Genomic DNA, 19,531 nt, shown 5'->3' with positions numbered 1-19,531 from the left:
AATTAGTTCAATGCAGCGTGCGTTTTTGCTTTCTCCGATGACGCCGGCGATAGTCGGCAAACAGCCGCTTGGCTTCTCCATGCGCGGGATTCAGCCTGAGCGCTTCCCTTGCCGCCTGAGCCGCTTCATCGAACCGTCCGAGCGCCCCGTATGCCGCCGCCATGAGCAGCCAGGCTTCATCGAGCAACGGATCCAATTCCAGCGCAAGCTTCAGCCGGCCGATGACGGATGCATAGTCGGGATCGGCTGCCGCCAGCTCATTTTTGGCTTCCTCGGCCGCAATTCGCGCCTGAACCGAAGCGAGATGGTAGCGGTAATCCGTCTGATCCGGCGCCAGCCTGACCGCTTCCTCCGCGTGCCGGAGCGCCTTCGTCCACAGGGCGCTGCGCATGCAGGTAATCGAGCATTTGTGGTGATATGCAGGATTGCCGGGCTCGGCAGCGATGGCCTGCTCGAACGACCGGATCGCCTGTTCGTAGTCGCCCGACAAGATCGAAGCATAAGCCTGTCTGATATGCTCTTCCCCGGCCATCCTCCACGCCCCCTCGCACATATGCTTATCGATCAGCATATGCACAAGGCAAGCGCCGGGTATGGGCGGGCAAGCCGCCGCACTATTCGGCCGGCTGCTCGATGCGCGTCCAGCGGTCCTTGTCGCGCGTCGAGAATTTCGCCATCACCTTGTCATGCGCTTCCGTCAGATCGATCCCCAGCGAATTGGCAAAGCAAATGAGAATGAAAAGCAGGTCCCCGAGTTCCATCTCGATGGAACTGTCCGGCTCGTCGGGCTTCTTCGGCTTGGGCCCGTAGTGATGGTTCACTTCACGCGCCAGTTCCCCGGCTTCTTCCGTCAGCCGGGCCATCAAGGCGAGCGGACTGAAGTAGCCTTCCTTGAACTGTGAAATATATGCATCGACTTCACGCTGCATGTCGGCGAGTGTTTTGCCCAACACTAAGCACGATCCTTTCCATGAAAGATAAAAATTGATAAGCTTAATATCGACTTATCCTTTTACGCCGAACGGTTGTGTCCGCCCGCGGACACGGCGCCGGCCGTTTTGCTTATCCGACGATTCTTTCCTTATGTTAGCGCAAAGCACAGGGGAACACAATCCTTGCACCTTCCCGGGCTTCGATGCGTTGAAGCCCGATATCGAGGAGGTTGAAACGGATGTCCCGACGGGCAGCCGGCGGACTGCGCGTCCTCGTCCCCGTTGCGGCGGGAACGGCGATCTATGCGTTCGGCCTGCATTACTTCGTCCTGCCGAACACGTTGATGGAAGGCGGCGTTACCGGTGTCGGACTGCTGCTCTATTACATATTCGGCCTGCCGCTTTCCTTCACGACACTGCTCCTGAACGTGCCGCTGTTTCTTGCGGGATGGAGACTGCTCGGCTGGAAATCGATGACGATGACGCTTTATGGCACGCTCTGTCTGACCTGCTCGCTGTGGCTGATGGAACGCGCGGTCGATGCCCGGCTCATCGTCCCGCTCGCAAGCGGGCGCGATCTGATTCTGGCCGCGCTCTATGCCGGCGTGACCCTTGGCGCCGGTCTCGGCATCGTCTTCCGGTTCGGCGCGACGACCGGCGGCATGGACATCGCCGCCCGCATTCTGGTGCGAAAATACGGCTGGAGCATGGGCCGGACCATACTCGGCATCGATGCCGCCGTCATCGGCTCATCCCTGTTCTTCGTGCCCGTCGAGCGCGTGCTCTACACGCTGGTCGTCGTCTTCATCGCCGCAAGAGTCATCGATTTCGTGCAGGAAGGGGCTTATGTCGGCAAAGCGTTCACGATCGTGACGGACAAAGGCCAGGCGATCGCCGACGCCGTTACCCGCAAGCTCGACCGGAGCGTGACGATTCTGCAGGCGACCGGCGGCTATTCGGGCGCGTCCAAGCAGGTCGTCTACTGCATTGTCGGCCGATCCGAAGCCCGGGCGCTGCGCGAGATTGTACACGAGATCGACCCGAAGGCGTTCTTCGCGATCAGCGATGCGCACGATGTCGTCGGCGAAGGTTTCCGCGAAAGATGACGAAGCGCCCGCGGCTACAGCGGGCGCTTGACAGACGATATGCCCCATCGGTCATGACGGTACTTGCGGTACCCTGCGTACCCGAGAGCGGCACACAGGATGGCGGTCATGGCCGCAATCCATGCCGGCGACGGATCATCGGCTCGCGCCGGCGACAACACTTCCTTCGAACCGAACAAATCCGCAGCAGCCTGTTCGATGCCGTCGAACGCTTCCTCGATCCAGACCCGGTTCGCTTCCCCTTTCGCTGCAGCCGCCAGCAACCTCTCCGCATACCGGATCCGCTCCTGCAGCAGCTGAACGGACGGCTGCGGCCGGGCGACAGCTGCCGCCGCCTCCAGACGCTCGACCCGCTCCTTCAGGAGCTGAAGCGAAACGGCGGCCGCGGCGGCTCCCTCTGTCCCGCCGCGCTGCCAGCCGCGGCGCATCCGGTCGAGATCGTCGCCGATGAGCCGCCCGTACTCGAGCCACAGCGATTCGCGGCCGGGCGTCAGTGCGTCGACGGCGAGCAGCAGCCGGGATGCCTCCGCCCGCCACCCGTCCGGGTTGCGGCCGCGGGCAAGCGCTTTGCGTGCCGCGCCGAGCGAATCATCAATCCGTCTCCACCCGGCCGGTTCACCGATCGCGCGCAGTTCGGCCGATGCAGCTGTTTCTTCTATTTTCAACAAATAGGCGTAGGACAGTTGGCGATTACCGTCCAGGGACGCGAGGTAGAAACTGTGGGTCAGAACCTCGAGACGGTCCAAACGGTCTTCAGCCGCCGCCGGCGCATCCGCAGACAATGGCAATCCGCCGGCGGTCAGCAGAAGCATGAGCGCCAGCAGTATCTTCAGGCGAACGGACATGGACAATCCCTCCTAGACATCAGTCTATGAGCGGATTGCCCGGTTCAGAACCGCAGCCCGAATCTGCTGCTCACCGGCGATCGCCAGCTCCGGTTTCGCCGGAAGATCGGAATTGCAGCACAATCAGTGTCAGAAAGTAGCTGACGACCGACAACACGAAGGTGAATCCGGCAATAGCCGTCAGATCGTCTTCCAACACCGACGGCAGCCAGGGATAGATGCCGACGCCGTAATCCATCGTATCGTTCAGCAGCATCCATCCGAGGGCAAGCAGCGCCGCCAACTTGCCGAACCGCATGAACCGCGCATAGAGCAGCCCTTCGACAGCCATCGCCGCATGCGATGCGATGAGCATCCAGTTCTGCCAGTCGAGCGGGTCGCCCTGCAACCCTTGCGCGGCGTTCATGACGACCGCCCAGACGCCGTACTTTACCAGCGTCAGGACGGCAAGCGCTTCCACCGTGATTCGGAAGATCCGGTAAACGCCGCTTTCCTTGCCCGGACGCATCAGGATGAGCAGCAGCCAAATCGTGAAGAACAGGCTTGCCGTCGGACTGTCCGGGACGAACACGATGCGCCATAACGGATGGTGATCGAGCGTCCAGCGCAGCTGCTCCCCGTACCAGACATAGCCATACGCCGTGCCGAGCGCGTTGCAGATGAACAGCAGCCAGAGCAGCCGGCGGTCGAGCAGAAACGCACGGCTGGTGAACCATGTGAGCGACATGTGCGGCCCTCCTTGTCCGTCCATTCTTGACGCAAAAACTAAACCTGACCGCCGGATGGCGGTCAGGTTCGCTGATGCTTCCGCAGCCTGAAGCCTCAGATCGGCCGCGGCATTCAGATTGCTGTCTTATTCCGCTTTCTTCTGTTTCGCCAGCCATTCTGCGATCTGATCGATCTCTTCAGCGCTGAGTTGACCGCCGAACGGGGGCATCATGGTGCCTTTGCCGTTCGTCACGATCTCGGCCAGCTCTTCCTTCGAATACTTGTCGCCGACGCCGGCCAGAGGCGGAATCGAGCTTTGACCCTGGTAGTCCGTGCCGTGACAGGAGAGGCAGTTCTGCTGAATGACCGACGTGATCGGATCGTTCGCGTCAACGACGGCGATCTTCTTGTCCTCGCGTTTGACGGGATTCGGACGCTCTTCCCCGCGCTCAGCCGCAAGGCGCGCTTCCTCTTCACGCTTGATATGCTCCGGCACAATGCCGTTCACTTCAAGCTGATGCTGATAGTGATCCCATGCCACATAGGTCAGGTAGACGCAGGAAATCAGCGACAGGAACATCAGCGTCGAAGCGATCGGACGGCGGTAGAAGCGGCGCTCCTTGCCCCGATCGAGGAACGGCGCGCACAGCAGGGCGCCGAACATGATGAGCGGGACGCCGACCGTTCCGAGCACGACGTAATCGCCGGACACATACGGATACTTCAGGAACTGGTACAAGAACAGGAAATACCAGTCCGGCATCGGTATGAACGACGTATTGGTCGGGTCCGCCGGATAACCGAGCGGCGCCGGATGGGAAATCGTCAGGACGAGGAACCCGACCAGCACGACGACGCCGACCATCCATTCTTTCAGCAGGAAATTCGGAATGAACGCTTCCGACTTGCCTGGAAACGCCGAATAATCGGGCGGTATGTTCGGCATTCTCCCGGACTTGCGGACCCGGGAGTCGCCGACGTATACCACTTTCTCCTGGCTGTCCTTGGAGTTATGGGCCATCGGTGAAAACTCCCTTCAATTATAGTGGTCCGGAGATGCCTTGTCTGCGGATCATGATGAAGTGAGCCGCCAGCAATGCGAGCAGCGCGCCGGGCAGGAAGAAGACGTGGATCGCGAAGAAACGCGTCAGCGTCTGCGCTCCGACGACATCGCCGCCTTGCAGCAGTTCCGCAATGTACGGTCCGATGTACGGAACCGATTCCGCAATCTGGATGCCGACCTTCGTCGCGAAGTAAGCCTTGTTGTCCCACGGCAGCAGGTAGCCGGTGAATCCGAGGCCGAGCATGACGAAGAAGATGAGCATGCCGACAACCCAGTTCATTTCGCGCGGCGCCTTGTATGCGCCGGTGAAGAAGACGCGGAGCGTATGCAGGAACATCATGACGATGACCAGGCTCGCGCCCCAGTGGTGCATGCCGCGCACGATTGCGCCGAACGCAACTTTATGCTGCAGATAGTCGACGCTCGCGTAAGCGTTGATGATATCCGGCACATAGTACATCGTCAGGAACATGCCGGACAGAATCTGGATGACCGTAATGAAAAACGTCAGACCGCCGAAACAATATACGAAGGCGGAGAAGTGATGCGCCGGGTTGACATGTTCGGGGACCTCGTGATCCGCGACGTCTCTCCACATCGGCGTGATGTCCAGACGCTCGTCAATCCAGTTGTAGATTGCTTTAAACATCGGATATTACGCCTCCTAATCAGACTCGCGAGTTCGGTTTGACCGGTCCGAGGTACACCCAGCCATCTCTCACTTCCACTTCGTATTCGTCAAGCGGCGCCGGAGCCACTCTCAGGTTCTTGCCGTCAATCGAATACTTCGCCTCGTGGCACGGGCAGAAATATTGATTGTCGTTCTGGCTGTTCCAGTTGACCGTGCACCCGAGATGCTTGCAAACCGGCGACAACGCGAAAATGGTGCCGTTCTGGTCGCGCGCGATCCATGCGGAACGCTCGGGATCGCTCTCGTACCAACCGTCAACCTGGTGGATCTGGTACTTGAATTCCTTCGGTTCACTCGTAATCGCGCTTTCTTCGGCAACTTTGACGAACGTGCCGCCCGTCTTCTTCTGAAGAATCGGGTCGACCGCAAAGCGGATCATCGGCAGCACGACACCGCCTGCCATGAATGCGCCCGCACCGCCGAGCGTATACGACAAAAATTGGCGCCGGGACATCGTTTTTCTCATCACGGACGAGTGTGACTGCTCATGCTGCTCGTGGTTGCTCATCTCCTGCTCTACCCCCTTTGCCAATCGTTATGCGGGTCTTGTCATGCCGACAACTACCATGACGAACCAAACCATAACTAATAATATCCCAGGCCCTATTGAGCGTCAAGAACGCGGAAATGAAAATGAAACAGCGCCTAAAATCGTTCTGAATTTTGTTGAAGATTTGTCACAATTGCCGCATCCCAGCACATTTTTCCCTTGCCCCGGACATTCTATTCAGCGCTGCGGTCAGGCTCTTCCCGCCTGTTCCGCCACATCGCCTGGACGGCTTCCGACACAGCCCGCGCTGCCGGCAGCGACCCGTCCGGCTCCGGGACGATCCACAGATCAACCGAAGGCAAGTCCGCCTGATAGGAACGGTTCAACGAGACAATGATGACGTGTCGAAAACCGCCAGCCTTGAGACCGGAGGCAACCCGTTCGATCGTCTGCGCCCCTTCCGCCGCATAGTGCAGCGCGGGATAGGTGACGGTCCGGCCCTTGAACGGCATTTCGACGAGGTCGAGCAGATCGCGCAGCCGCGTCAAAGCCGCCTCCGCTTCATCCGGCGATTCGCTGCCCGTCAGGCCGGTGACCGGCAGGATGCCGGTGTCGAAATAAAGCTGCAATTCCGCCCATCGTTCGCCGCTGAATTCACTGAATTTCATGAGCTTCATGATCCTCCGATTTCAGACAGGTTGTTCTTCCCGGACATCTTACCATATCCCGCTGCCGGCCGAAAACCGACAGCAGCAAAAAAACCCGCCCCCTGGCCAAGGGGCGGGCCATCGTTCAGATCGTTCGCAGCTCCTCCGCAAGCCTGCGGAATCCGTCCACATCGCCGTTGTCCAGCGCTTTGTCGATCTCGGCATAAATTCTTTCCTTGCGATAGATGCGCAGCGCTTCGTCCAGCACCATTTCCGCAGCCAGCGAAAGCATCGCCTCATAAGATTTCATTCTGTCCACAGGACACACCTCCTGGAATAGCGGTGATCGTTCCACCGGATGTCTGTCCTTCCTGCCGACGTCTTACTCAAGCATATTCATGAGCGGCCGCCCTGTAGCGGACGAATGTCCCCGTGCCGGCTGAATGTACCGTTACCCATCCGGCTATCTGCCGGACAGGATCGGTTCGAAGTCCCGGGTTCCGGAACCGCCTATCGCCTGCTTGCCGGCTCTCGTCAGCCTGAGCACCGTGCGGCCGTTCTCGTCTTCCCCGATTCTGAGCAATCCCAGATGCACCATCATCGCGAAAATGCGCTTGTCGAGCACGGACGCCGGATCATCGTAGTAGAACGGCCGGACAAAAGGCTGAAGCGCGCCGCGCAGCGAGTCTGCCGTCACCCAGCGGTCCGCCAGCCGCTCGATGAGCCGGACGATCGCGGGCAGATTCGGAATCGCCGCGCGGTAGAGCCGGACCCAGAACCGGTACAGTTCCTCGGGTTCTTCGATTGCGCGGCTCGCCAGTCTGCTTGCGCCGGCTTCGGTCAGCCGAAGCTGGCCGTCTTTCTCAGACAGATACCCTTTGTAGTGGCAGTAATCGTACAGAAGGGCCAGCCGGTCCGGATAGTCTTTGAACCGTCTGCCATAGCCGAAACGCCAGCTCCCCCGGGCCGGCGGTTCTTCACGGACGGCCAGCGCTTCGAGCAGCTGGAGCAGATTCCGCTTGTACATCACGCCGTCCTGGGTCAGCGGCACCACGTGGCGCGCAGCATAATCCAGCAAGACGAGCACGTCGTCCGCCATGAGCTCCTGCTCGTCACGATACGCGAGCGGCTCCCCCGCATAGACAAGCCGCCTGGCCAGACGCTCCGCCAGCACATCGCGGAACCGCTCCTTCAAATCTTCCGGTACGCGAAACAGATAACGGTTCGTGCCGTTCGTGCCGTTGAACAGCCAACCGTATTGTTTGAATCGCGAGATCGTCTCGCGCAATCCGGATGCGGATGAGCCGCCGCCTTGCGCGGGTTCGTCCTTTGGCGCCGCCGATTTCCGCTTCCGCTTCGTCCGCCTTTCCGGGGATGGGACGACCGGATCGAATTCGAGCCGCACGGCCGCCACCTCCTCGGGCGAACCCGGTTTGGCCTCCGCATCGAACCGGCTGCTGCGCACGCGCGCGAGCAATTCTTCCAGGCTGAACGCATCGCGGTCATCGAAGAGCAGCGAGTGGAGGAACCGTTCGTCCTCGAGGGACAGCCCGTCGAGCAGCGCCTCAAACCGATTCTTCTCCAGGGCGGCAGCCATAATCGTCTGCATCAGCTCATGCTTCGAATGCCCGTCGCATTCCAGGCGGTACATTTCCGCGATCCGCATCAGCTGCGCGATGTCCGCATAGCCCAACATTTCGGCCAGCAGCATGCCATCCCCTCCGTTCCTTGGGTCTATTCCCATTATGGGAAGAACGAAAAAAAATAAAACGTGATGCAAGCCGCCCGCCATTACCGTGATTTTGCAGGATATTCGCCCGAACGCGCAAAAAAAGAGCCGCCCCGAACTTGCTCCGGGTCAGCTCCGTGTTTCCAACGTATCCAGATGTTTCGAACAGTTGTGCAGAAGTACCCGCCAGTCCGAGCCGGCCGATTCAAGGATGGAAAGCGACATGTTGCCGATGCGCCGATCTTCCAGATCGCTGCATAATGCCCGGAGCAAAACGGCGAGGATGCTGCCGTGGGATACGACCAGCAGCCGGATTTCCGGGCTGCGGGCCTGCCAGTCGGCTATGAACGCCAGCCCGCGCTTCTGAACGCTGTCATCGCTTTCCTGTCCGACGTCCCGGGAACGCCAATCCGCTCCCCAACGCCGAAGCCGCTCCTCTTCGGTCGTTCCCTCGGCGAGCCCGAAGGATCGTTCCCTTATTCTCGGGTCGGGCGGCAGAAGCGGAATGCCGAGCGCATCGGCCAATATGCGCGCTGTCTCCCTTGCGCGCTTGAGATCGCTCGAGACGACCGCGTCCCATACCCGATCTTCCGCCTTCAGCCGGGCCGCAAGCGCACGCGCTTGCCGGATGCCCGCTTCGTTCAGCGAAATATCGGTCTGGCCCTGAATGCGGCCGACGGCATTCCATTCCGTCTCGCCATGCCGAATGAGTCCGATGATCAACGACATACCTCCCGATAAGCGATCGCCGTCAATGCCTCGTGCGCGTGAACCAGTTGATCGTCAGCAGCGTCATGATCATGCCGAGTATCGACAGCGCGATCCAGTACTGCGGATAAGTCGGCACGACAGTCAGCACGACCGGACCGCTGATGCTTGCAACGGGCACATCCTGATAGAACTCGATGCTGATCGGTTCTGCGCCGTCCACCGAGCTGATCGTATCGATCATCCCTGTAAGCCTGGCAATTTGCGCATCGGCTGCATCCTTCTCGGGAGCACCGATCGCCATATAGATGAAGGCGCTGACGAACATGGCGAAGCAGCAAGCCATCGCGGCCGCCACGCCGCGGCGGAACGATTCGGACCAACGGTACGTCCGGTCCTTGACCGGCAGCAGCCAGAAGTCTTCCTGGTATATCCGCTCCATGACGGCGCGGTTGATGCGTTCATCCGGATCCTGTTCGGCGTCCGCAATCTGCAGCCGGCGGAGCATCGATTCGCTCTCTTCCCAGATCCGGAATTCTTCCGCGCAGCTGTCGCAATCCGCAAGATGGGCCTCAAATCTCAAACGATCCGGATCGTCTTCCGGCAGGTCCCAGACGAGACCGAACCATTGCTGCGCTTGCTCGCAATTCATCGTGCTTTCATCTCCTCGTATTCCACGTAAGACGAATCAAAATACGGCTCCAGCTGCGATTTCACACTGGCCCGGGCGCGGAACAACAGCGATTTGACCGCGCTGACGGACTGTCCGAGAATCGTTGCAATCTCCTGATAGTCCAGCTGGTCGTACTCGCGCAAGATCAGCGCCGAACGCTGTTTCTCCGGCAATCGGTTGATCGCTTCGCGTACGAGGTTCATCCGCTCCCGCTGCAGCAGGCGCTGTTCCGGCGCCGCCTCAGGCGGCGCAAGCGGCACGACGCCGGATTCGTCGAGCGAGACATTGCCGCCTCTCTGCTTGCGCAGTTCGCTCAGCACCGTATTGCGTGCGATCGTATAGAGCCAGGTGGAGAACGATGCGTCGCCTTCGCGGAAGGAATGCAGACTGCGATATGCTTTGTAGAACGTCTCCGAGCACAGATCCTCGGCCATCAGGTCGAGCCCCGCGCCTTTCAGCATATGGTAGATGAAGGCCAGTATTTTGCGTTGATAACGCCGCATCAATTCCGAATATGCCTGGACGTTGCCGTCCTTGATTTCACGGATCAATTGGGAGTCGGTCATGGGCTGTGCCCCTCCTTGGGCTGCGGTGATCGCCCTCCCGGATCCGTCACTACATTGTACCGATCCGGAAGGCAAAAGTTGCGCCGCCCGGCCGCATCATTTCGCCAGGCTTTTGCAATATGGCGATTTCCCGCCGGCCGATGTCCGCGCCTCCGGCGCAGGAAGCACTCGGCCTTGACTAGATCAATTCGAGTCGGAATGGTGAAATCCTGCATTATGTACCGGGCCGCACGGGGACCCCAGTATTTTACAGAGCACATACAGACATTGTATCACAGATTTGTGATTTGGGGAGTTCAAGTTTTTTCCGGCCGCAGCATGACGCAATGTTATAGACGATTGAAACAAGCGATTGGTGGCATAGATGAGGATTTTTTAAACAAAAAAAAGACCACCCTTCCGGGTGGCTGCACGATGGGTGCAAGAATTTGGATAGGAGTGGAGAGAAACCATACTGTATCTTCAGTATATGTATCCGTTTTCAAAATGTCAAGTATGCGTTTACAACATTTTTGCGTCCTACAGGCGGCCGGCAAGCCGAGCGCGGGAACCCCGCCCGGTTCCGACTCGGCCTTGCGCTTACATGTTGACTTCGAATCCCATCGAGGCGAGCAGTTGAACCGCGCGGTCGAAATCCGGCTGTGTCCGGAACGACAGCCGCAAGATGCCCGGCACGTCCTCCCGGCTCTCGATGATTTGCAGGTTGCTGATGTTGATCCGCTCGTTGCCGAGCTCCGTCGCGATTTTGCCGATGATGCCCGGATGGTCCGGCACGTCGATGTAACATTCGTACAGCGGGTCGATGACGCCCCGGCGCCGTTCCGGCAGACTGCTGCGGAACTCGCCGGCCGTACGGAACGCTTCCTCCACCATCCGTTCATCCATCCGCTCCAGCATTTCGATAAATCCGCTCACGCCCTCCTGCCACTCTTTCAGCAGCCGGATCAAAACGCTGCGATTGTTGATGAGAATATCGCGCCAGATGACGGGATCACTCGATGCGATCCGCGTAATGTCGCGGAACCCGCCGGCGGCCAGCGCGGAATACAGCGGATTGGTTTCATTGTACGCCCGGATCTGATTCACGAGCTGCACGGCAATGACATGCGGCAGATGGCTGATCGCGCCGACAATCGTGTCGTGCTGGTCGGGATCGACGAACACGATGTTGGCTTTCGTATGGCGGATCAGACCGGCCAGCCGGTCGACCGCTTCCTGCGGCGTGTCGGGCTCCGGCGTCAACACGTAATAGGCGTTCTCGAACAGCAGCGAGGTAGCCGCTTCGACGCCGGATTTCTCCTTGCCCGCCATCGGATGACCGCCGATGAACACCGCGTCGCCGAAATCCAGCGATCGCGCGCAGGCGGCGACCGACGATTTCGTGCTGCCGACATCCGTGATGATGCAGCCGGGTTTCAGCTTCATGGCGGCCAGCCGGCGGAGATAGTCTTCCAGGTTGCCGACCGGCACGCACAGAAAAATGAAATCCGCGTCAGCCGCCGCCTCTTCCATCGACGTCGTCGCCGCATCGACGACGCCTCGGGCGAGGTAACGTTCAATCGAGGATTGACGATGGGAATGCCCGATGACGTGCAGGCCGGGTTTCCCCTTGAAGCAAAGCGCAAGCGAACCGCCGATGAGTCCGACGCCGAAAATCGCGATCTTGGTCATGGAGTCAGATTTGCACCGCCAATTCCTGCAACACTTGTTCCAACGCCTCGATGAACTTGCGGTTCTGTTCAGCGCTGCCCACCGTGATGCGGATATGCGTCGGGTAATGCGTCCAGCGCGCGCGCGAAATGATTCCTTTGCGGAGCAGCGCATCGAATACCTTCTGCGACGGTATGCCCGTATCGAACATGACGAAGTTGCCGTATGGTTCGAAATAGCGCAGATCGAGCCGGTCGAACTCGGCCTTCAGATAGGCGAGCCCTTCGGCGTTCCGCCGCCTGCATTCCGCGATGAACGCCGTGTCTTCGAGGGCGGCCTTCGCCGCGGCCTGGGCGTAGCGCGTCGTATTGAACGGTTCGCGCACCTGATTGATGTAACGGATAATTTCCGGCGTGCCGATGCCGTATCCGATCCGGAGCGAAGCGAGTCCGTAAATCTTCGAGAACGTGCGGAGCGAAATCACGTTCGGATAACGCTTCACATATTCGATACCGTTCGGATAAGCCGGATCGTCGATATATTCGCAGTACGCTTCGTCCAGCACGACGAGCACATGCGCCGGCACCTTCGCCATGAACGCATCCAACTCGTCCTTCGTCACAATGGTGCCCGTCGGATTGTTCGGATTGCAGATCCAGACGATCTTCGTCTTGTCCGTCACCTTCTCCAGCATGGCGGGCAGGTCGTGACGGCCGTCCTTCAGCGGCACTTCGATGATCTTTGCGCCTTCGATCTCCACGTTGTGCCTGTATTGCGGGAACGTCTCGTCGGCCATGATCGTCTCGTCGCCCGGCACGAGGAACGCGCGGGCGATCATCAGGATCACTTCGTCCGAACCCGCCCCGAAGATGATCTGATCCTTGCCGACGCCGAGATGCCCGGCCAGCGCCTCCGTCAGGGCGACGGCAGCGCCGTCGGGATACAGGCTTGTGTTGGCCAATTCATTCATGATGGCTTGTTTCGCCGCCTCGGAACAACCGAACGGGTTCTCGTTCGACGCAAGCTTGATCACTTCCGTCAGGCCGAGCTCCCGCTTCACTTCTTCAATCGGCTTGCCCGGCTGATAGACCGGCAGATGAACGATATTGCTTTTGGGCTGCACAGCGGTTCACCTCATCATCGGGGTTATTCAAAACGGCCGGCACTGTTCCGCCGAATCGGTGCTTCGCCACGACTCCCGGCCCGGCCGTTTCGCACGCTTGTCATAGAACAAATTGTCGCACATCCGCCGGCAATCGGCAAGTGATCACACGCGCAGGGAACGGATGAATTGTTCCACCTGCCGCACGCCCTCGGCCCGCTTCCCGGAATCTCCAAGGAGCGGCAGCGCCTCTTCAATCTTGCGCACGATCGCGCTGCCGACGATGACGCCGTCCGTCTTCCCTTCGAACCTGAGCACCTGTTCCCGGTTCGAAATGCCGAACCCGACGCAGATCGGCACCGGCGAAGCGCTCCGCACGGAGGCGAGAAAATCGTCAATGGATGCATGAAATTCGGACCGCATGCCCGTTACGCCGAGCGAAGAGACGCAGTAGACGAATCCGCGTGCCCTGGCGGTGATCCGGGCAATCCGCTCGTGAGACGTCGGCGCGACAAGCGGTATGAGGTGGATGCCCGCCGCTTCCGCCCGGTCGCGCAATTCCCCGTCTTCCTCCAGCGGCAGGTCCGGCACGATAAGTCCGCTGATGTCATGTTCTTCAAGCAGCTTGAAGAAGCGGTCGAGCCCGTACTGGAGCACCGGATTATAATAGGAAAACAAAATATAAGGTATATCCGCCCCCAGCCTGCGCGCTTCCGCGGCGGTGCGGACGACGTCCTCCAGCGTCACGCGGTTTTGCAGCGCGCGCTCGGATGCCCGCTGAATGACCGGGCCGTCCGCGAGCGGATCGGAATACGGCACGCCGAGCTCGATCATGTCCGCCCCGGCCGCCGCGCACGCGGCGATCAGTTCCGCGGATGCGGCCAGATCCGGGTCGCCGATCGTCAAGAACGGAATGAGCGCCGACTTCCCTTCCCGGCGCAGTCTCTCGAATGTCGCGTCAATGCGGTTCACCGGTTTTCCCCCTCCAGATACGACATGATCGATTCCACGTCCTTGTCTCCCCGGCCGGACAGATTGACGACCACGATCGCGTCCTTCGGAAGCGTCGGCGCCAGCTTGATGGCTTGCGCGACCGCATGCGCCGATTCGAGCGCGGGAATGATGCCTTCCGAAGCCGACAGCACCTGCAGCGCTTCAAGCGCTTCGGCGTCGGTAATCGGCACGTACTCGGCCCGTCCGGAATCTTTCAAATATGAATGTTCCGGACCGATTCCGGGATAGTCGAGGCCGGCCGAGATCGAATGCGCCGGCAGCACCTGGCCGTATTCATCCTGCAGGACGTAGCTGAGTGAGCCCTGGAACACGCCCTGACGGCCCTTCGTCAACGTCGCCGCATGCTCGTCCGTATCAATGCCGCGTCCGCCCGCTTCCACGCCGATCAGCTTCACGTCCCAATCCTCCAGGAACGGATGGAAAATGCCGATGGCATTGCTGCCGCCGCCGACGGCCGCCACGATAACATCCGGCAGCCGGCCTTCCGCCGCGAGAATCTGCTCCCGCGCCTCGACACCGATCACGCGCTGGAAGTCGCGCACCATCATCGGGTACGGATGCGGACCGGTCGCGGAGCCAAGAATATAATAGGTATCTTCGACATGGCTGACCCAGTAGCGCAGCGTCTCGTTGCACGCGTCCTTCAGCGTCCGCGTGCCGCTCGTGACCGGCACCACTTCCGCCCCGAGCAGGCGCATCCGGAAGACGTTCAGCTCCTGCCGCTTCATGTCTTCTTCGCCCATGAACACCTTGCACTCGAGGCCGAGCAGCGCGGCGACCGTCGCCGACGCCACGCCGTGCTGGCCGGCGCCCGTCTCGGCGATGATCTTCGTCTTGCCCATCCGCTTCGCGAGCAGCCCCTGCCCGAGCGCGTTGTTGATTTTGTGCGCTCCCGTATGGTTCAGGTCTTCGCGTTTCAGATAGATCTTCGCTCCGCCGAGGCGCTCCGTCAGCCGGCCGGCGTAGTAGAGCGGCGTCGGCCTGCCCGAATATTGCCTGAGCAGCCCGTCCAGTTCGGCTAGAAACACGGGATCTTTCGAAAATTTCAAATACGCGTCTTCGAGCTCGAACAACGCGTTCATCAATGTCTCCGGCACATAGCGGCCGCCGAAACGGCCGAAGCGGCCGTGCTGGTCCGGCACCTGATTCATCCTTCTGCCACCCTTCCGACAAAGCTTCGTATTTTGACCGGGTCTTTCACGCCGTCCGTCTCGACGCCGCTTGACACGTCGACGCCGTCCGGTTCGTGGGCGTCGACCAATTCCCTGACATTGTACTCGTTCAGACCGCCCGCGACGTAGAGCGGCACCCCGATGGCCCGGGCCGCCGTCTTGTAATCGGTGACGAGCCGCCAGTCGAACACCGACCCGGTGCCGCCGCCGGCGGTGTCGATCAAGGCGGCGTCGATGGCGCCCGCGTAGGGCGCGATCCGCTCGGCCGCGGGGGCGTCTCCGCCGCGGATGGCGAACACTTTCCATACGCGGACGCCGAGCTCCGAGCGGATCCGCCGGCAATATTCCGGCGTCTCCGAGCCGTGGAGCTGCACGATGTCGAGCGGCGCCGCCCGCAGCACATCGCGCAGCGCCTCCGGCTCGGGGTCGACGAAGACGCCGACCGTCCGCGGCGGCATGCCATCCGCGCAGCGCAGCGAACGCGCCGCGCGGATCAGTTCCGCCGCCGCTTCCGCCGTGACCTGGCGCCGGCTCTTCGCGAACACGAAGCCGATCTCGTGGATCGGCAGACCGTCCATGGCGCGGATCGTCTCCGCGTCCCGAAGTCCGCAGATTTTGATCCGCGTGCTCATCGCGCGATCGGCTCCATCAGCGCGAGGACCGCTTCGCCGACATCCGGCTGGCGCATGAAATGCTCGCCGATCAGCACGGCGCGCGCCCCCGCTTCCCGCACCCGCCGGATGTCGTCCGGCGACGAAATGCCGCTCTCGCTGACGAGCGTCGCGTCATCCGGCACGAGCCGGGCCAGCTCTTCCGTCGTCTTCAGATCCGTCACGAACGTGCGCAGATCGCGGTTGTTGATGCCGACGAGCTCCGCGATGCCGAGGTCCAGTACCGTTTCCATCTCCCGCCGGTCGTGAACTTCCACCAGCGCATCCATGCCGAGGTCCTTCGCAAGCCGGTAATAAGTCTTGAGCTCGTCCGGCGTCAGGATCGCCGCGATGAGCAGGATGGCGTCCGCGCCGATCAGCCGCGCTTCGTAGATCTGCAGCGGATCGATGGTGAAATCTTTGCGCAGCAGCGGCAGGCTGACGGAATCGCGGATCCGGGTCAGATAGTCGTTCGCCCCCTGGAAGAATTGGCGGTCCGTCAGAACGGACAGACAATCCGCGCCCGCCGCCTCGTAGCTGCGGGCGAGCCCGACCGGATGGAAATCTTCGCGGATCAGCCCCTTCGACGGCGATGCTTTCTTCACTTCCGCGATCAGGCCGATTTCCCGCCGCCGGCCTTCCGCAAGCGCGCGCCTGAAGCCGCGGCAAGGCGGCAGCGCCGCGATGCGACGCTCCGCTTCGGCCGGATTCAGCTGCGCCTTCAATTCCTCAACCTCGCCGCGCTTCACGGCGACGATGCGATCAAGATACATGTGCGAATTCCCCCGTCTTCCGGATCAGTTCGTGCAGCTTCGACTCGGCCGCGCCCGAGTCGATGACGGCAGCGGCCGTTTCGACGCCCGCCTGGAGCGTCTCCGCTTTGCCGCCGAGGTAGATGCAGGCTCCGGCGTTCGCCAGCACGATGTCCCGATAGGCGCCGCGCTCCTCGCCCGCGAAGATGCGGCGGACGATCGCCGCATTCTCCTCCGGCGAGCCGCCGACGACTTCGCTGAGCGGGCGGCGCATGAGGCCGAGCGCTTCCGGCGTCAGCACGTAAGTCCGGATTACGCCGTCCTTCAGCTCCGACACCTGCGTATCCTGCGAAATGCTGATCTCGTCCAGTCCTTCGAAACTGCCGACGACGAGCGCCCGCCTGATCCCGAGCTGACGCAGCACTTCGGCGATCGTCTCCGTCTTCGTCCGATCGTACAGCCCGAGCAGCTGCCGGTCTGCGCCCGCCGGGTTCGTCAGCGGGCCGAGCATGTTGAAGATTGTACGGACGCCGAGCTCCCGGCGCGGTCCCGCCGCATGTTTCATGGACGGGTGGAACAACTGCGCGAACATGAAACAGATGCCCGTCTCGGCCAGACATTCCGCCGCCTGTTCGGGCGTCAGACGAATGTTGACGCCGAGCGCTTCCAGCACGTCGGCGCTGCCCGCTTTGCCGGACATCGCCCGGTTGCCGTGCTTCGCCACGCGAACGCCTGCCGCCGCCGCGATGATCGCGGACGACGTCGACACATTGAACTTGTGGATGCCCGACCCGCCGGTGCCGCACGTGTCGAGCAGCCCGTCCTGGGCCGTCTGCACCCGGTTCGATTTCTCACGCATAATTTTCGCAAAACCGGCGATCTCGTCAACCGTCTCGCCTTTCATCCGGAGCGCCGTCAGCACGCCCGCGATCTGGGCCGGGGTCGCTTCGCCGTCCATGATCCGGTTCATCACGTCTTCCGCCTGCTCGCGCGTCAGATCGTTGCCCGCGATCAGATGCGCGAGCGCCTCCTGCATCGTCATTCCCGTAACCGCCTGTTCCATGTTCAACCTCTCCCTTCCATGCCCGTCATCACGCGTAATCGAGATTCGGCGCAACCGCAACCGCCCCGGCCGGTCCCTTCGCCGGGAACGCGGCTTCCGCCGTGCGGATCGCCTTCAGCAGCGCCATCGCCTTGTTCACCGTCTCCTGGTATTCGTTCTCCGGCACCGAGTCCCAGACGATGCCGGCGCCGGCCTGCACATATGCTTTGCCGTGCTTGAACACGATCGTCCGGATCGTGATGCACGTGTTCAGGCTGCCCGCGAAGCCGAGATAACCGATCGCTCCCGCGTAGGCGCCCCGCGCTTCGCGCTCGAGCTCGGCGATGATCTCCATCGCCCTGAGCTTCGGCGCGCCGGAGACGGTGCCCGCCGGCATGCAGGAGACGAACGCGTCGAAGAAATCTTTATCTTCCCTAAGCATGCCGGACACATTCGAGACGATGTGCATGACATGCGAATACCGCTCGATCTCCATATACGCGTCAACCTTGACCGTGCCGAATTCGGCGACGCGGCCGATGTCGTTGCGGCCGAGGTCGACCAGCATCAGATGCTCCGCCCGCTCCTTCTCGTCGGCGAGCAGTTCGCGCTCAAGCGCCAGATCTTCTTCCGGCGTCTTGCCGCGCGGCCGCGTGCCGGCGATCGGCCGCGTCTCGACCTTGCGGCCATCCACCTTCACCAGCGCTTCCGGCGACGCGCCGACGATGGTCTCGTCGTCCAGCTTCAGATAGTACAGATACGGCGACGGGTTCATCGTGCGCAGCACCCGGTAGACGTGCAGCGGATCGACGTCGGTTTCGATGCTGAACCGCTGGGACAGCACGACCTGGAAAATGTCGCCCGCCCGGATGTATTCCTTCGCCCGCTCCACGTTCGCCATGAACGCCTCTTTCGTCACATTGGAGCGGATCTCGCCGAGCTCGGGACTCTCCGGCGGCGTCACACCGGCCAGAATCGGCTTCGGCAGCGGCTGCCGCAGCCGTTCGATGAGCGCGTCGATCTTCCGGTTTGTCTCTTTGTACGCCGCCTCGATGTCCCGGTCGGTCGCACCGTCCTGCACATGCACGTTCGCAACGATCTGAATCTGCTGCTTGAAATGATCGAACACGATGAGCTGGTCGCAGAACATGAACTGAAGGTCGTCCATTTGCAGATCGTCGACCTGGTGCGCGGGCAGCCGTTCGTAATATTGAAGCAGATCATAGCCGAAAAATCCGATCGCTCCGCCGGTGAACGACGGCAGTTCGGGCAACGCCGGACTTCGGTACGTACGGAGGTGCGCCTTGAGCAGTTCGAGCGGCTTGCCCTCGTGAACTTCGATCTTTCCGTTCTTCTCGATCGTCATGCGGCCGTTTTTGCCGCGGATGACCATGAACGGATCGGTGCCGATGTACGAATAGCGCGCCCATTTGATGCCGCCTTCCACGCTCTCCAGCAGAAACGCGCGCTTTTCGCCTGCGAAATGCTGGAACAGCCGGATCGGCGTCTCCGTGTCGGCCATGACGCTGCGGACGATCGGAATGAGATTGTACGTTGACGCCAGGCGGATGACTTCCTGAAGTTCGCGGGACATGCTTACTCCTCCTCATGCAGAGCAATCGGCTGCACCGATTCCGCCGGCAGAGCTGTGCGCGAGCCTGACGGACACGGCGGGCATCAAAAAAGCTCCTGCCGACGGCAGGAGCCTGGAATGCGTTGACAGACGATATGACAGCAGCCAACCGGGCAGTCCCCGGGACATGCCGCACAAAGACCTGCTGCATGCGCAGCGGCCGCAAGTTCGCCCTCGTCTCGTCTCATCTCATCCAATGCTCTGCTCGTCTCGTCTTCGTCCGCGCCAGCCCTCCGGCTGCGCGGAGAATATCTTCACTATACCGAATCCTGAAGTCCTCGTCAACCCGAAACCGGTCTTAGTCAGTGTCAAGCTAGCGTGGGCAGTCATTTAAGATGCTTGGAACGCGAACCCCAAA

General features: G+C 61.1%; 22 protein-coding genes. 1 reads left to right on the top strand and 21 read right to left on the bottom strand.

Annotation, left to right across the window (positions count from 1 at the left end):
- Positions 1 to 7: 7 nt before the first annotated feature.
- Both KJQ12_RS10200 and KJQ12_RS10195 read right to left on the bottom strand, forming a co-directional pair.
- Complete coding sequence (locus tag KJQ12_RS10200; protein WP_213484585.1) at positions 8 to 532, bottom strand: tetratricopeptide repeat protein; 525 nt, start codon at positions 530 to 532, stop codon at positions 8 to 10.
- An 82-nt stretch (positions 533 to 614) separates the two neighbouring features.
- Positions 615 to 929: a nucleotide pyrophosphohydrolase gene (locus tag KJQ12_RS10195; RefSeq protein WP_244860553.1), complete on the bottom strand. Its 315-nt coding sequence runs from the start codon at positions 927 to 929 to the stop codon at positions 615 to 617.
- A gap of 242 nt (positions 930 to 1,171) precedes the next feature.
- Between KJQ12_RS10195 and KJQ12_RS10190 the strand changes: the two genes are divergently transcribed.
- Positions 1,172 to 2,038: a YitT family protein gene (locus KJQ12_RS10190; protein WP_213484584.1), complete on the top strand. Its 867-nt coding sequence runs from the start codon at positions 1,172 to 1,174 to the stop codon at positions 2,036 to 2,038.
- A gap of 14 nt (positions 2,039 to 2,052) precedes the next feature.
- Here the strand turns inward: KJQ12_RS10190 and KJQ12_RS10185 are convergent, their stop codons facing one another.
- From KJQ12_RS10185 to trpE, 19 genes are all read right to left on the bottom strand, one after another.
- The gene (locus KJQ12_RS10185) at positions 2,053 to 2,883 is read right to left on the bottom strand and encodes a sporulation protein YpjB (RefSeq protein ID WP_213484583.1); all 831 of its coding nucleotides are present in this window, start codon (positions 2,881 to 2,883) and stop codon (positions 2,053 to 2,055) included.
- 70 nt (positions 2,884 to 2,953) lie between these two features.
- Positions 2,954 to 3,610, bottom strand: a complete 657-nt coding sequence (locus tag KJQ12_RS10180; RefSeq protein WP_213484582.1) for a DUF1405 domain-containing protein — start codon at positions 3,608 to 3,610, stop codon at positions 2,954 to 2,956.
- Between the two features lie 126 nt (positions 3,611 to 3,736).
- Positions 3,737 to 4,612 (bottom strand): menaquinol-cytochrome c reductase cytochrome b/c subunit, encoded by an 876-nt coding sequence (locus KJQ12_RS10175; protein ID WP_015254711.1) that lies wholly within the window; start codon positions 4,610 to 4,612, stop codon positions 3,737 to 3,739.
- Between the two features lie 19 nt (positions 4,613 to 4,631).
- Positions 4,632 to 5,303, bottom strand: coding sequence for a menaquinol-cytochrome c reductase cytochrome b subunit (gene qcrB / locus KJQ12_RS10170; protein WP_015254712.1), 672 nt, complete (start codon positions 5,301 to 5,303; stop codon positions 4,632 to 4,634).
- A gap of 19 nt (positions 5,304 to 5,322) precedes the next feature.
- Positions 5,323 to 5,853 carry a Rieske (2Fe-2S) protein gene (locus KJQ12_RS10165; RefSeq protein WP_015254713.1) on the bottom strand — a complete coding sequence of 177 codons (531 nt, stop codon included), beginning with the start codon at positions 5,851 to 5,853 and terminating at the stop codon, positions 5,323 to 5,325.
- Positions 5,854 to 6,068: 215 nt separating this feature from the next.
- Positions 6,069 to 6,503: a DUF2487 family protein gene (locus tag KJQ12_RS10160; protein ID WP_213484581.1), complete on the bottom strand. Its 435-nt coding sequence runs from the start codon at positions 6,501 to 6,503 to the stop codon at positions 6,069 to 6,071.
- Positions 6,504 to 6,627: 124 nt separating this feature from the next.
- Entirely contained in the window at positions 6,628 to 6,801 is a 174-nt protein-coding gene (locus tag KJQ12_RS10155; protein ID WP_015254715.1) for an IDEAL domain-containing protein, read from the bottom strand.
- 144 nt (positions 6,802 to 6,945) lie between these two features.
- On the bottom strand, positions 6,946 to 8,193 hold the full coding sequence (locus KJQ12_RS10150) for a hypothetical protein (protein ID WP_213484580.1): 1,248 nt from the start codon (positions 8,191 to 8,193) through the stop codon (positions 6,946 to 6,948).
- Between the two features lie 147 nt (positions 8,194 to 8,340).
- Positions 8,341 to 8,934 (bottom strand): histidine phosphatase family protein, encoded by a 594-nt coding sequence (locus KJQ12_RS10145; RefSeq protein WP_015254717.1) that lies wholly within the window; start codon positions 8,932 to 8,934, stop codon positions 8,341 to 8,343.
- Positions 8,935 to 8,962: 28 nt separating this feature from the next.
- Complete coding sequence (locus KJQ12_RS10140; RefSeq protein ID WP_015254718.1) at positions 8,963 to 9,571, bottom strand: anti-sigma factor family protein; 609 nt, start codon at positions 9,569 to 9,571, stop codon at positions 8,963 to 8,965.
- Positions 9,568 to 10,158, bottom strand: coding sequence for an RNA polymerase sigma factor (locus tag KJQ12_RS10135; protein WP_213484579.1), 591 nt, complete (start codon positions 10,156 to 10,158; stop codon positions 9,568 to 9,570). Before KJQ12_RS10135 ends, KJQ12_RS10140 begins: the two co-directional genes overlap by 4 nt.
- 579 nt (positions 10,159 to 10,737) lie before the next feature.
- On the bottom strand, positions 10,738 to 11,829 hold the full coding sequence (locus KJQ12_RS10130; protein WP_015254720.1) for a prephenate dehydrogenase: 1,092 nt from the start codon (positions 11,827 to 11,829) through the stop codon (positions 10,738 to 10,740).
- A 4-nt stretch (positions 11,830 to 11,833) separates the two neighbouring features.
- Positions 11,834 to 12,931 (bottom strand): histidinol-phosphate transaminase, encoded by a 1,098-nt coding sequence (gene hisC / locus KJQ12_RS10125; protein WP_015254721.1) that lies wholly within the window; start codon positions 12,929 to 12,931, stop codon positions 11,834 to 11,836.
- A 144-nt stretch (positions 12,932 to 13,075) separates the two neighbouring features.
- A complete protein-coding gene (gene trpA, locus KJQ12_RS10120; RefSeq protein ID WP_015254722.1) occupies positions 13,076 to 13,882 on the bottom strand; it encodes a tryptophan synthase subunit alpha in 807 nt (268 codons plus the stop codon).
- The gene (gene trpB / locus KJQ12_RS10115; protein ID WP_213484578.1) at positions 13,879 to 15,075 is read right to left on the bottom strand and encodes a tryptophan synthase subunit beta; all 1,197 of its coding nucleotides are present in this window, start codon (positions 15,073 to 15,075) and stop codon (positions 13,879 to 13,881) included. The genes trpA and trpB overlap by 4 nt, the downstream gene beginning before the upstream one ends.
- Positions 15,072 to 15,728, bottom strand: coding sequence for a phosphoribosylanthranilate isomerase (locus KJQ12_RS10110; protein ID WP_213484577.1), 657 nt, complete (start codon positions 15,726 to 15,728; stop codon positions 15,072 to 15,074). Before KJQ12_RS10110 ends, trpB begins: the two co-directional genes overlap by 4 nt.
- The gene (trpC, locus tag KJQ12_RS10105; protein WP_213484576.1) at positions 15,725 to 16,519 is read right to left on the bottom strand and encodes an indole-3-glycerol phosphate synthase TrpC; all 795 of its coding nucleotides are present in this window, start codon (positions 16,517 to 16,519) and stop codon (positions 15,725 to 15,727) included. The genes KJQ12_RS10110 and trpC overlap by 4 nt, the downstream gene beginning before the upstream one ends.
- Positions 16,509 to 17,561, bottom strand: coding sequence for an anthranilate phosphoribosyltransferase (trpD, locus tag KJQ12_RS10100; protein ID WP_015254726.1), 1,053 nt, complete (start codon positions 17,559 to 17,561; stop codon positions 16,509 to 16,511). The genes trpC and trpD overlap by 11 nt, the downstream gene beginning before the upstream one ends.
- Positions 17,562 to 17,589: 28 nt before the next feature.
- Positions 17,590 to 19,134 (bottom strand): anthranilate synthase component I, encoded by a 1,545-nt coding sequence (trpE, locus tag KJQ12_RS10095; protein WP_213484575.1) that lies wholly within the window; start codon positions 19,132 to 19,134, stop codon positions 17,590 to 17,592.
- Between the last annotated feature and the right edge of the window lie 397 nt (positions 19,135 to 19,531).

It is taken from the genome of Thermobacillus xylanilyticus, assembly GCF_907165215.1.
In the GTDB taxonomy this organism is placed as follows: Bacteria; Bacillota; Bacilli; order Paenibacillales; family Paenibacillaceae; genus Thermobacillus; species Thermobacillus xylanilyticus.
This window is presented reverse-complemented; position numbering and strand designations above follow the sequence as displayed.